Here is an 11,820-nt window from a genome sequence, read left to right on the forward strand (position 1 = left end):
CTTTTTTAATAAAGGTTTTTGAATCTTTCAATATGAGATTTTTCATCATTTATATTAGCCTTTATTTTGATTATCTTAACATCAAACTCACTAATTGTGGAAAACTTTTCATTTAAAATAGAATCATCCCATTGAGTTAAAATTCTATAAGACAATGATATGTCTTGGAATTTTTTTTTGGCTGATTCTTTATGGTTAATGTCGGGGTGATATTTTTTTGCTAGATGCAAGAAACGTTTTTTTATCTCAATCGGTGTTTTTGCATCCCATGCATTTAAAATTTCTTTTGCTATGGCTTCGTATAGTTTCTTTTTTTTAATATTTTTTCTAAATTCAAAATCGTATATCATAACTTTACTAGTTGTTTTGGAAATTTGGTTAAACTCTCGACACAATCTTTTCTTACAACATATGTATTTTCCAAACCCACTGCGCCTTCTTTAAAGATAAGTTTTGGCTCAAATGCAAATACCATATTTTCTTCCAAGGGATAGTCCATTCCTTTTGCAATAAACGGATATTCATCAAGCTCCAGACCCAGGCCATGACCCAAAAAACTTACCCTATCTTTTCCAATTCCCATAAAGATATTCTCATAACCAGCATTTTTCGCTTTTTCAAGTGATTTTGTATATATGTCTACAGCTTTTGTGCCAGGTTTTGCATAATCTTCAAACCAATTTATTAAATCAAAACAAAACTGGTAGCCTTTTAAAAGATCGCTATTTAAGTCACCAATTACGAAAGTGCGTGTTTGATCTGCCAAATACCCATTATAATTAAAAACAAAATCAACAATAATTGGTTTGTCTTTTTCAATTCTATCTGTGCTTGCACCTTCTGGGTATGTAGGATACATGCCTTTGCCTGTTAGTGGTTTTAAGTAACCAGAAAAGCCCACAGCATTAAATCCGCATATAACATGCCCCATAAATATCTCGCCATTGAACATTCTCATGCGGTTTCTGCCCTGATGTCCTCTAAGGCGCGCAAAGTATTCAAGTTTGGCGCTAATATCAATTTCTCTTTTATTTTCTTCCAGGTATATTTTTGCATCGCTCATTAGACAATCAAGGCTTTTGGCAGCTTGCGTTATGTTTTCCAGCTCGATTGAATCTTTTATTCTTCTTTGCCATCTAATATCATTTGAAATATCTATTAACTGACTTCTATCAAAAATTTCCTTAAATTTCTGGTAAAAACTAACAGGCAAAACATCAAATTCAAGGCCAACCGTTTCACTTTTAAAACCATTTTGCTGTATAAATTTTTTTATATCTGAAAAACTATGCATATAAGAAACGCTTATATTTGTCTCTTTTAACGCTCTATCAAGTCCACGCCTTACAAACAAAAACTTTTCATTATCTTTTGTTATAATAAGCACGCCATTAGCAAACGTACCACTATAATAAAAAATGTCAGTTGACTGCATTAAGATGGCTATGTCTATGTTTTTTTCTTTCAAAGTTTTTGAGAAAATTTCTGTTCTCAATCGCCCTCCTACTTAAAGAGTTTATGTAATAATACACGCAAAAAATAAAAAATTCAACTATTGTTTTAAAGTATTTGACTTAGAATCTTATTAATGATAAAAAGTAAGCGTATGACGCACGTGGGGCAGATGTTTTCACATATTTCAAAAACATACGATTTATTAAATCATGTTTTGAGTTTTAATATAGATAAATCCTGGAGAAAAACTGCTATATCATATATTAAAGGCAAAAATGTTTTAGATATTGCAACAGGTACTGCTGATATTGCGTTAGCAATTTATAAAAAAGATCCGGAAAAAAATATTATAGGCTCAGATATAAGCTTTGGTATGTTAGAAATTGCTAAACAAAAAACTAAAAACACAAGTATAAAGCTTGTATGCGCAGATGCTTTATATTTACCATTTAAAGATAATTTTTTTGACAATGTAATTATATCCTTTGGCATAAGAAACATAAAAAATAAAATACAAGCTTTATATGAGTTTAAAAGGGTTTTGAAACCATCAGGAAAATTAATCATACTGGAGTTTTCAAAACCAAAAAATCCTATTATAAATTATGCTTACATTTTTTATAAGGATTACTGCTTGCCAAATATAGCTGGTATTATCTCAAACAACAAAGACGCCTATAAATACCTTGCAAAAACAATAAGGTATTTTCCAAACCCAGAATTTTTATCAGATGCAATAATGCATGTTGGTTTCAAACAAGTAAATTTTAATCTTTTGAGTTTTGGTATAGCTTGTTTGCATGTTGCATGCAAGGAGGGGTAGTTTATGGAGAAACATCTCTTGGATATACAGGTACAACAAAATGCAATAAACTTTTTTCAGCAAGCGGAAGTTATTAACTATTGTGTGTTTGATATTGTTTGTAACGTTTTTTTAGCAGAAGAAGATAAATTATGGATGCTTTTGACATACAACTATTTTTTTGACGATTTATTTGAGGATAGCATATATGATGAAATATGCATTTGGTGATGTGGTTGTAGTGTCGTTTCCTTTTACAAATTTAGACAAAACAATAAGAAGGCCTGCGCTTGTACTTATTGACACTGGTGACGAAGATATTGTAGTTGCAAGGATAACGACACACAAACATAACGAGGAAATGGAACTTGAAATAGAAAATTATAGAGAAAAGGGCTTGCTTATGCCAAGCTATGTAAGATTTAACAAAATAGCAACACTGAATCGAAAAGATATGTATAAAAAAATAGGTGAGTTGTCACCAGAAGAAATTAAAAAAGCGCGAAAAATTTTAAGAAAAATGTTTTTAAATAATCAAAGGGAGAAAGACGATGACACTCAAAGAATTAAGGAAAAAATTAGATAATATAAAGGAGTATCTTTGACTTAGAAAGTAAATTACAAACAATAAAAGAAATAGAAGAAAAACTTCAAAACAAAGAAGTTTGGAATGACTACGCTCTTTTGCAACAGTTTGAAAGAAAAAAAAGAAACTTACAAAATATTATAAACCAGGTTAAAGATCTAGATGATGAACTAACTTTAATCGAAGAAATGATTCTGCAGGAAAATGATGAAAGTTTATTTGAAAGTGAAATACAACAATTAAGCAAAAAAGTTGAGTCCTTTGAAGTACAATCACTTTTATCAGGTCCCCATGATGAAGATGATGCAATTGTTACCATTCACTCAGGAGCAGGGGGGACTGAAAGTTGCGACTGGGTTGCCATGCTTTTTAGAATGTATGCCATGTGGGCTCAAAGCAATAATTACAAAATTGAAATAGCAGATATGCAAGAAGGTGACCAAGCAGGCTATAAAAGTATTACATTTATTGTGTCTGGGGATCATCCATACGGTTATTTGAAAGGTGAAAATGGCATACATCGCTTGGTTAGAATTTCACCTTTTGATTCAAATAAAAGAAGACACACTTCGTTTGCAGCTGTAAGTGTAATACCAGATATAGAAAATGATATAAATATTGATATAAAGCCGGAAGATTTAAAAATCGATACATTTAGAGCAAGCGGAGCAGGCGGTCAATATGTTAACAAAACTGATTCTGCTATAAGAATAACACACCTTCCAACCGGCATAGTTGTAACATGCCAGACAGAACGCAGCCAGATGAAAAATAAAGCTACCGCTATGAAAATACTAAAGTCAAAATTATATAAGCTTGAAGAAGAAAAAAAGGCAGAACAACTAAAAAACATAAGTGGTGAAAAAAAGAAAGTTGAGTGGGGTAGTCAAATTAGATCTTATGTGCTACATCCCTATAAAATGGTGAAAGACCATAGAACCAACCTAGAAAAAACAAATGTTGCAGCAGAAAATGTTTTAAATGGTGATATAAATGACTTTTTATATGAAGACTTAAAATACTTAAAAGGAGAAGAAAATGATTGAAGAAGAAAATAAACTCATAAAAAGAAGAATAGAAAAATTAGAAGAGATAAAAGCCTTAGGTATCGATCCTTACTATAACGGATTTTCGCCAGAATATTTTTTAAATGACATTTTAAATAAATACAAAGGTATTGATAGTGAAAAATTAAAAAGTATAAATACTAATTTTAAAATTGCAGGAAGAATTATTTCCATTAGAGATTTTGGTAAAGCAGCTTTTTTGAAACTTAAGGATGTAAGTGGAACCCTTCAGGTATATTGCCAAAAAAATGTACTGGGTGAACAATATGCTTTATATAAAAAACTTGATGTTGGAGATATTATAGGTATTGAAGGCAATGTCTTTAAAACAAAAACACAAGAAGTTACAATTAATGCAACTAAGCTACATTTGTTAACTAAATCAATAAGGCCATTGCCTGAAAAATTCCACGGTTTACAAGATAAAGAACTCAGATACAGACAGCGTTATGTAGACTTAATTGTGAATGACGACGTTAGAGAAACATTTTTTAAACGCTCAAAAATTATTGCTTTGATTAGAGAATTTATGATAAATAATAAATTTCTTGAAGTAGAAACACCTATGCTGCATAAACTCGTTGGTGGAGCTGCGGCAAAACCTTTTGTTACGCATTTAAATGCACTTGATATTGATATGTACCTAAGAATTGCACCAGAGCTTTACTTAAAACGCTTGGTTGTAGGAGGGCTTGAGAGGGTTTTTGAGATAAACAGAAACTTTAGAAACGAAGGTATGGACTTAAAGCATAACCCAGAATTTACAATGATGGAATTTTACTGTGCATACAAAGAGTACAATTTTTTGCTTGATTTTACAGAAGAACTGTTCGATTATCTATTAAATAATTTAGATCTAGGTAAAAAAATAACTTATGGTGGGCTTGAGATAGATTTTTCAAGACCTTTTAAGCGCATAAAGTTTATAGATGCCCTAAAGGAAATAGGTGAACTCACAGATGATATAATCTCAGATAAAGATAAGTGTTTAAAACTTGCTTTGCAATTAGAAAAAAAGGTTGATGAAAATACTCCCCACGCAAAAATTTTAGCCGAACTATTTGATGCTTTGGTTGAGCCAAAACTAATAAACCCTACATTTGTCACGCATTACCCAGTTGAGATAAGCCCTCTTGCAAAGAAAAACAAACAAGACCCTCTTTTTACAGATAGGTTTGAGTTGTTTATTGCAAATATGGAAATTGCAAATGGATTTTCAGAGCTTAACGACCCATTTGACCAAAAAGAGCGATTTATAAAGCAATTGGAAGAAAGAAACAAAGGCGATGAAGAAGCCTCTATGTATGATGAAGATTATATAGTTGCACTGGAATATGGACTTGCACCTACGGCAGGAGAAGGCATTGGTATTGATAGGCTTGTAATGCTTTTAACAAACAATACATCCATCAGGGATGTGATTTTGTTTCCTTTGATGAAGTAGCAAGCCTAACCATATAGTCATCTACAAAACCTGCTTCTTCAAAACCTTTTGCGCGCAGGATACATGAATCACACTGACCGCAAGGTATTTCGTTGCCTTCGTAGCATGAATAAGCATAAGAATAATCGGCGTTATGTTTTTTTCCAAGTTTTATAATTTCGGATTTTTTTAATCCAATTAATGGTGCTATGATATTGAAAGGTTTTGTTTGGCCAATTTTCGTGCCAAGTGTAGCTGCTTGTCTAAAGCTTTCCAAAAAATCTGGTCTGCAATCTGGGTATCCTGAGTAATCTAAAACATTCCATCCCCCAATGATGTTGCTTATGTCCAGCTTTTCTGCATAGGCAACAGAAATTGCCAAAAATATACCATTTCTAAAAGGTACATATGTTATTGGTATCTGATTATCTATATTTCTATTTTTAGGCACATTAATTGAAAAATCTGTAAGAGCACTTGCGCCAATTTTAGATAAATCTATATTAAACTCAAAATAATCTATGTCTTTTTGCTTTATGCTTTTTGCTAATTTAATAGTTTCTAAAGCCATTTTCTTTTCTATTACATGCCTTTGGTGATAATCAAATGTAATTGTATGCACTTCATCATAATAATCTAGTGCCCAAAAAAGGCATGTTGTTGAATCAAGGCCTCCAGAAAATATTAACAAGCATTTTTTCATTTAAACACCCCTTTGTTTTTCGTAGATTATTTTGTGATTTTGTATAATAAGCCTTACATCTTTATTTGTAAGTTTACTTTGTTTAAAAGCTTCAATAATATTTCTTGTGCGCTCTAAAAATTGATTTAGAGGTTCATCTGGAAAATAAATAGGTTGCAGTGTGGCAGAATTTATATTTAAACTTTTAAGAAAATCTTCAATTTGTTTTAGAGAATCAGGGTTTTCAACTAAAACTTTAAACTCTACATTGTTTTGCAAGCTATATTTTTTTAATACATCAAAATTTAAATTGTCAAATTTTGGGCTAACTACAATGTGTTTAAACTTGCTTGCAAAATCCACCCATATCGTGCCATTTGTCTCTAAAAAAAAATCATATTTGCTTCCAAGCTCGTCAATTAAGCATTTTATAAAAGAAGCATTTAGCAATGGCTCACCACCAGTAAAAATTATTCTTTTACAATTATAATTGCAAATTGCTTTGCTTACTTGCAACAAAGACATAATTTCATAATCATTAAAAGCATACTTAGTATCACAAAATTTACAATTTAAATTACACCCGCTAAACCTTACAAAAACAGCCGGATAGCCCAACATTGAGCCTTCTAATTGTAGAGAGTAAAAAATTTCACAAACTTTAGCTTTCATTATAAAATCATATTAACATATTTTTTTTCCACTAGCAATTCTTCAATTCCTTGTTTTTTTTGACAATATATGCTAAAAGTAAGCTTTATGAAAACAATGTTTGTTTTTGGCACAAGACCTGAAGCTATCAAATTAGCGCCAATTATTTTAGAATCAAAAAAATATTTTGATACAGTTGTATGCGTTAGCGAACAACATAAAGAAATGTTATACCAGGTTACAGATTTTTTTAATATAAACATAGATTACAACCTGCATATAATGAAAAATTCTCAATCACTTTTTGATATAACAAGCAATATATTAATAAAAATAAAAAGCATATATGAAAAAGAAAAACCAGACATAGTTATTGTACAAGGTGATACAACAACGGCTTTTGCTGCGGCCCTATCTGCATTTTATCTTAAAATTAAAATAGCACATGTTGAAGCAGGACTTCGTAGCTTTGATCTTTTTAATCCATACCCAGAAGAAGCAAACAGAAAACTAATTTCTGCAATAGCTACCTATCATTTTGCACCAACAAAACTTGCTTATGATAACTTGCAAAATGAAGGGATTAAAAAAAATGTTTATTTAACAGGAAATAGCGTTGTTGATGCATTGCATTTAATTTTGGAAAAACTTGAAATAGAAAACACTCATTTTGATGTTTTCAAAGACATTGATTTTACAAAACGCATTATTTTATTTACATCTCACAGAAGAGAAAGCTTTGGCAAACCCATGAGATCAATATTTGAAGCCATAAAACAAATAGCACAGGAGTTTGATGATGTTGAAATAGTCTATCCTGTCCATTTAAACCCCAATGTTAAAAATTTAGCATTTGAAATGTTAACTGGTTTTAAAAATATCAAACTTACAAAGCCACTGACTTACCCTGAATTTGTTTATATATTAAGCAAATCCTACCTTGTTATAACCGATTCTGGTGGTGTACAAGAAGAGGCTCCAGCATTTGGCATCCCAGTTTTGGTCATTAGAAATACCACAGAAAGGCAGGAAGGTATTGTGGCTAATATAGCAAAACTTGTTGGGACAAATACCCAAAAAATATACAATGAGGCAAAACTATTGCTTACAGATTTAGATTTTTACAAATCGATGTCTAACCGTGTAAACCCTTATGGCGATGGAAAAACATCCCAAAGAATAATCAATATATTAAAGGAGCTAAAATGAAAGTTGTAATATTAGCTGCTGGATTTGGTATGAGACTTGAAAATTCAATACCAAAAACACTTACAAAGATACATAACAAAACAATTCTTGAAAAACAAATAGAAAATATTACAAAATATATTGATATAAATGATATTTTAATTGTTATAGGTTTTAAAAAAGAAATGATTATGGAAGCTTTTCCCGAACTTTTATTTGTATACAACAACAATTTTCACTCAACCAATACTGCCAAAAGTCTTTTACTTGCCTTAAATAAAATTAAAAACGAAGATGTGTTGTGGCTTAATGCTGATATTGTTTTCGATGATGAAATTATTTCAGATATTTTAAATCTTGATGCTAACTGCATGGCAACAAATGTATCAGCTGTAGCACAAGAAGAGGTAAAGTACATTCTAGATAGCAATGGCTACATCGCGCAAGTGTCAAAGAATTTAGAAAATGCAAAAGGTGAAGCACTTGGTATCAATTTTATCAAGGCTCAACATCTGGAATTATTTAAAAATTGCTTAAAAGAGTGCACAAATAAAGACTATTTTGAAGAAGGAATAAACAAACTAATACAAAAAGATGTAAAAATTTCTGCTCTTGATATAGGCAAAAAGCGTTGTATAGAAATTGATTTTTTAGAAGATTTAAATTTAGCAAAGGCGCTTTTTAGTGATAAGGAAGCTTAAAAAATACTCAATTATTCTTTTTTTAAACATTGCAAAGGCACTTTTTAGTCCATTTGTAAAAATAGATAGAAGTCTTGTGCTATTTTCTTCTCTAAATGGAGCATTTACAGACAATACAAAGTATCTGTATTTAGCTATGCTTAAAAATAAGGGCTTTAAAGCTTTTTATGTTGCCCACGATATAAATACCTATAATTTGTTAAAAAAACAAAACCTGCCTGTAATTAAAATTGGCTTTGGAATGTTTTTTAAAGCAATAAAAGCAAAATTTTTTATAACCACACATAACTTTCAAGATGTGTATTATGTAAAAAATAAAAAAACCCTCGTGGTTAATTTATGGCATGGTACACCTTTAAAAAAAATGGGCTTTGATACATTTATCGACGCAAAAAAATTTTACTTAAAAAAGAAATTAGGGCTTTTTGAGCACAAATATATTGATTATCTATGCGTTGCTTCAAGCTATACTATAAATGCATTCAAAAGCTCTTTTGGTTTACCTACAAAAAAGATTTTACCAACAGGTCAGCCCAGAAATGACTTGCTTTTTTATTGTAAACAAGACCCATTATTAGCTTTGAATATAAAAGAGTCTGTAAAGAAAAAGCTAGGTATTAGCGCAAAAAAAATTGCCCTTTATGCACCAACATTTAGAGATAAGCACACATGCAGGGTAAATTTAATAAGAGAGCTTCAAAACATATTTACTTCACAAGAGATTGAACTGATTGTTAAACTTCACCCGTTGGATAAAGATATAGCTTATTTTAAACAGCCAGATATAGATATCCAAGAGCTCTTAATTGCAAGCGATATTTTGGTAAGCGATTATTCTTCTGTTTTTTTTGATTACTCAATTTTAGAAAGACCAATTGTTTTGTTTTTATACGACATCGAAGAATACAAAGATCTAAGGAACGGTTTTTATTTAGACATAGAAAATCTACCTTTTTATAAATGCTACAGTTTGAACGAAATAAAAGAGTCTCTAACAAACATATTTGAAAATTACAAAAAGGACGAGATTGGCAAATTTGCCCAAAAATTCAATCGCAGTGGGTGTTCAAGTTGCAGAATAATCAAATTTTTACAAAAGATAGCCAAAAACTAAAGATTTTATTTATAAACAGAAAAGATTATTTAGAAAATTTAGGTGGCGATACTATACAAATGCTTGCTATAATAAATAACTTAAAAGATGAAATTGAAAGCTCAATACAAACGGACCCAAACATTATAGAAAAAATCATAGACAAATTCGATATTGTCCATATATTTAATATACAGCGCTTAAGCGAAACTGCTTTTTTTGTAAAACTAGCCAAAAAACACAATAAGAAAATTGTAATATCACCCATTTACGCGGACTTTTCAGAGCTTGAAAAAAGGGGCAGGTCAATCTACTACAAACTAATAAAAAAAATACTGCCAAAAAACATTTTCAACTTAGCAAAAGATATTAAAAGAGTAACAAAGGGTCTATCTTATAAAACATTTTTAAAAGAAAACATACACAACTTTGATAAATTATTTAAAAAAACACTAAATGCATGTGATTTTATATTGCCAAATTCAATTGCAGAAAAAAACTATCTCAAAAACTTCGTTGCAGATGAATCCAAAATTAAAGTCATAAAAAATGGCGTTGATGAAAATCTTTTATCTGATTCAATGAGTGCATCAGAGTTTAAACAAAAATACAAAATCAATTTTGAGAAGTTTGTTTTGTGCGTGGCTCGTATTGATGAAAGAAAAAACATACTAAATCTTCTTAAAGCTACGGCTGATGATTGGAATATCAAAATAGTTTTAATTGGAAAAGTTTATCCAACACACAAAGAGTACTACAAAAAATGTCTTGAATACATAAAACCAGACAAAGTAATACACATAAATGCAACACTTGATCAAAGAGAAATTTCTGGCGCTTACAAGGCTGCACATACACACGCACTTGTAAGCTGGCTTGAAACACCTGGACTTGCAAGCTTAGAAGCTGGTTTGTTTGGTGCAAATCTAGTTATAGGAATGTGCGATAGTACACTTGAGTATTTTAAAAATTATGCATATTTTTGCAATAGCAACGATTTGCAATCAATTTATAAAACTATAAAACAATCCTTAATAGACGAAAGAAATCACTTTAAAGCCGATGAATTTATAAGAAAAAATTATTCATGGCAAAAAATAACACAAGAATATTTTGAAATCTACTCAAATTTAGTTAAAGTAATTAAATAGCTAAATAAAATTATAAACAATCATTGACAATATTTAAAAGAGAATTATTTTACTTTTAGAATCTCTGAAAGCAAAAAACAGAATTGTTGTATTTGTTAAAAAAAGTATGCTGGGTTGTTATTTTTACAAATTTAAAAATGAAACTAAATTTTGATATCGGATTTATAGAACAAATAACTAAAATACCAAACAATCAATTTAAAGAGAAATTGGATTATTTCTGCAATTTGCCATTAAAAGCTCAAATAGAAATATTTCATCAAATGAAGATTTTCGAAGAAGAAGATGAAAATGCTTTTTTTATGCAAAACTACGACAAAAACAAGGTAGGCGAGTATAGGTTTGGCCTTTTTTTGTTAGCAATTGATAAAATTATAAATTTTGAAAATAATGCTACAAAATCTAACTATAGTAAATCTAAAATTAAAAAATTAAGAGAATAAAGGGGGAAAAATGAATGTAGCTGAAGCAATAGAAAAAAGGCGTTCATTTAGGTCTTTACTAAAGGTAGAAATAACACAGGAACTTATAAAAGATTTGGCTGGTGCTGCTTCTTTGGCTCCATCGTGTTTTAACAAACAGCCACAAAGATTTGTCTTTGTCTACGATGAACCCTATTTGAGCAATTTAAAGCAGTCTTTATCTAAAGGCAATGAGTGGGCATATAATGCTTCAATGATAATAACAGTATTATCAAAAGAAACTGATGATTGTATCCTGGGCGATAGAAAGTATTTTTTGTTTGATACTGGAATGAGCGTTGCTTTTTTGATGCTTAAAGCTCAAGAGCTTGGCTATGTTGCACACCCAATTGCAGGTTATGATCCGTTAAAAGTAAGAAATGTAATTAATAGTCCACAAGATTTGCAAATTATTGCTTTAATAATATTTGGCAAACATAATAAAGAAATAAACCCACTTTTAAGTGAAAAACAAAAACAGGATGAACTTCAAAGACCGCCAAGAAAAGCTTTTGAAGAATTTGCCTGCTTAAATACTTATTGCTTAAAAGATTAAATAA

General features: G+C 30.4%; 15 protein-coding genes. 11 read left to right on the forward strand and 4 right to left on the reverse strand.

Features of this window, described 5'->3' with window-relative positions; translation table 11 throughout:
- Positions 1–5 precede the first annotated feature (5 nt).
- Both BLQ93_RS04995 and BLQ93_RS05000 read right to left on the reverse strand, forming a co-directional pair.
- Entirely contained in the window at positions 6–350 is a 345-nt protein-coding gene (locus BLQ93_RS04995; protein WP_092128626.1) for a DnaJ domain-containing protein, read from the reverse strand.
- Complete coding sequence (locus tag BLQ93_RS05000) at positions 347–1,495, reverse strand: M24 family metallopeptidase (RefSeq protein WP_092128627.1); 1,149 nt, start codon at positions 1,493–1,495, stop codon at positions 347–349. The genes BLQ93_RS04995 and BLQ93_RS05000 overlap by 4 nt, the downstream gene beginning before the upstream one ends.
- A 93-nt stretch (positions 1,496–1,588) precedes the next feature.
- Here BLQ93_RS05000 and ubiE point away from each other — a divergent pair, with 93 nt between their 5' ends.
- The 5 genes from ubiE to lysS all read left to right on the forward strand — a co-directional run bounded on the left by ubiE (position 1,589) and on the right by lysS (position 5,354).
- The gene (ubiE, locus tag BLQ93_RS05005) at positions 1,589–2,278 is read left to right on the forward strand and encodes a bifunctional demethylmenaquinone methyltransferase/2-methoxy-6-polyprenyl-1,4-benzoquinol methylase UbiE (protein WP_084323551.1); all 690 of its coding nucleotides are present in this window, start codon (positions 1,589–1,591) and stop codon (positions 2,276–2,278) included.
- A 3-nt stretch (positions 2,279–2,281) separates the two neighbouring features.
- Positions 2,282–2,488, forward strand: coding sequence for a hypothetical protein (locus tag BLQ93_RS05010; protein ID WP_092128629.1), 207 nt, complete (start codon positions 2,282–2,284; stop codon positions 2,486–2,488).
- A complete protein-coding gene (locus BLQ93_RS05015; RefSeq protein ID WP_159427499.1) occupies positions 2,469–2,843 on the forward strand; it encodes a type II toxin-antitoxin system PemK/MazF family toxin in 375 nt (124 codons plus the stop codon). The genes BLQ93_RS05010 and BLQ93_RS05015 overlap by 20 nt, the downstream gene beginning before the upstream one ends.
- A protein-coding gene (prfB, locus tag BLQ93_RS05020; RefSeq protein WP_425389228.1) for a peptide chain release factor 2 occupies positions 2,809–3,889 on the forward strand; the annotation gives its coding sequence in 2 pieces (ribosomal slippage) (positions 2,809–2,853 and positions 2,855–3,889; 1,080 coding nt in all). Before BLQ93_RS05015 ends, prfB begins: the two co-directional genes overlap by 35 nt.
- Positions 3,882–5,354, forward strand: a complete 1,473-nt coding sequence (lysS, locus tag BLQ93_RS05025) for a lysine--tRNA ligase (protein ID WP_092128633.1) — start codon at positions 3,882–3,884, stop codon at positions 5,352–5,354. Before prfB ends, lysS begins: the two co-directional genes overlap by 8 nt.
- Here the strand turns inward: lysS and queC are convergent.
- Both queC and BLQ93_RS05035 read right to left on the reverse strand, forming a co-directional pair.
- Positions 5,320–6,036 carry a 7-cyano-7-deazaguanine synthase QueC gene (gene queC, locus BLQ93_RS05030; RefSeq protein WP_092128635.1) on the reverse strand — a complete coding sequence of 239 codons (717 nt, stop codon included), beginning with the start codon at positions 6,034–6,036 and terminating at the stop codon, positions 5,320–5,322. The two genes, lysS and queC, sit on opposite strands and share 35 nt — an antisense overlap.
- A complete protein-coding gene (locus BLQ93_RS05035; RefSeq protein WP_092128637.1) occupies positions 6,037–6,687 on the reverse strand; it encodes a 7-carboxy-7-deazaguanine synthase QueE in 651 nt (216 codons plus the stop codon). It abuts the gene before it with no gap.
- Positions 6,688–6,774: 87 nt separating this feature from the next.
- Here BLQ93_RS05035 and wecB point away from each other — a divergent pair, with 87 nt between their 5' ends.
- The 6 genes from wecB to BLQ93_RS05065 all read left to right on the forward strand — a co-directional run bounded on the left by wecB (position 6,775) and on the right by BLQ93_RS05065 (position 11,816).
- On the forward strand, positions 6,775–7,875 hold the full coding sequence (gene wecB, locus BLQ93_RS05040; RefSeq protein WP_092128639.1) for a non-hydrolyzing UDP-N-acetylglucosamine 2-epimerase: 1,101 nt from the start codon (positions 6,775–6,777) through the stop codon (positions 7,873–7,875).
- Positions 7,872–8,555: a phosphocholine cytidylyltransferase family protein gene (locus BLQ93_RS05045; protein WP_092128641.1), complete on the forward strand. Its 684-nt coding sequence runs from the start codon at positions 7,872–7,874 to the stop codon at positions 8,553–8,555. Before wecB ends, BLQ93_RS05045 begins: the two co-directional genes overlap by 4 nt.
- The gene (locus tag BLQ93_RS05050) at positions 8,539–9,669 is read left to right on the forward strand and encodes a CDP-glycerol glycerophosphotransferase family protein (protein ID WP_092128643.1); all 1,131 of its coding nucleotides are present in this window, start codon (positions 8,539–8,541) and stop codon (positions 9,667–9,669) included. Before BLQ93_RS05045 ends, BLQ93_RS05050 begins: the two co-directional genes overlap by 17 nt.
- Positions 9,618–10,799 (forward strand): glycosyltransferase family 4 protein, encoded by a 1,182-nt coding sequence (locus BLQ93_RS05055; RefSeq protein ID WP_159427500.1) that lies wholly within the window; start codon positions 9,618–9,620, stop codon positions 10,797–10,799. Before BLQ93_RS05050 ends, BLQ93_RS05055 begins: the two co-directional genes overlap by 52 nt.
- A 137-nt stretch (positions 10,800–10,936) precedes the next feature.
- Positions 10,937–11,242: a hypothetical protein gene (locus tag BLQ93_RS05060; protein WP_025391737.1), complete on the forward strand. Its 306-nt coding sequence runs from the start codon at positions 10,937–10,939 to the stop codon at positions 11,240–11,242.
- Positions 11,243–11,252: 10 nt separating this feature from the next.
- Entirely contained in the window at positions 11,253–11,816 is a 564-nt protein-coding gene (locus BLQ93_RS05065) for a nitroreductase family protein (RefSeq protein WP_092128649.1), read from the forward strand.
- The last annotated feature ends 4 nt before the right edge of the window (positions 11,817–11,820 follow it).

Source organism: Desulfurella multipotens (assembly GCF_900101285.1).
In the GTDB taxonomy this organism is placed as follows: Bacteria; Campylobacterota_A; Desulfurellia; order Desulfurellales; family Desulfurellaceae; genus Desulfurella; species Desulfurella acetivorans.

Coding starts and splice junctions, on each gene's coding strand:
- wecB (WP_092128639.1), top strand. CDS start 6,775: ATGAAAACAATGTTTGTTTTTGGCACAAGACCTGAAGCTATCAAATTA.
- lysS (WP_092128633.1), top strand. CDS start 3,882: ATGATTGAAGAAGAAAATAAACTCATAAAAAGAAGAATAGAAAAATTA.
- BLQ93_RS05065 (WP_092128649.1), top strand. CDS start 11,253: ATGAATGTAGCTGAAGCAATAGAAAAAAGGCGTTCATTTAGGTCTTTA.
- ubiE (WP_084323551.1), top strand. CDS start 1,589: ATGATAAAAAGTAAGCGTATGACGCACGTGGGGCAGATGTTTTCACAT.
- BLQ93_RS05045 (WP_092128641.1), top strand. CDS start 7,872: ATGAAAGTTGTAATATTAGCTGCTGGATTTGGTATGAGACTTGAAAAT.
- BLQ93_RS05060 (WP_025391737.1), top strand. CDS start 10,937: ATGAAACTAAATTTTGATATCGGATTTATAGAACAAATAACTAAAATA.
- BLQ93_RS04995 (WP_092128626.1), bottom strand. CDS start 350: ATGATATACGATTTTGAATTTAGAAAAAATATTAAAAAAAAGAAACTA.
- queC (WP_092128635.1), bottom strand. CDS start 6,036: ATGAAAAAATGCTTGTTAATATTTTCTGGAGGCCTTGATTCAACAACA.
- BLQ93_RS05035 (WP_092128637.1), bottom strand. CDS start 6,687: ATGAAAGCTAAAGTTTGTGAAATTTTTTACTCTCTACAATTAGAAGGC.
- BLQ93_RS05010 (WP_092128629.1), top strand. CDS start 2,282: ATGGAGAAACATCTCTTGGATATACAGGTACAACAAAATGCAATAAAC.
- BLQ93_RS05015 (WP_159427499.1), top strand. CDS start 2,469: ATGAAATATGCATTTGGTGATGTGGTTGTAGTGTCGTTTCCTTTTACA.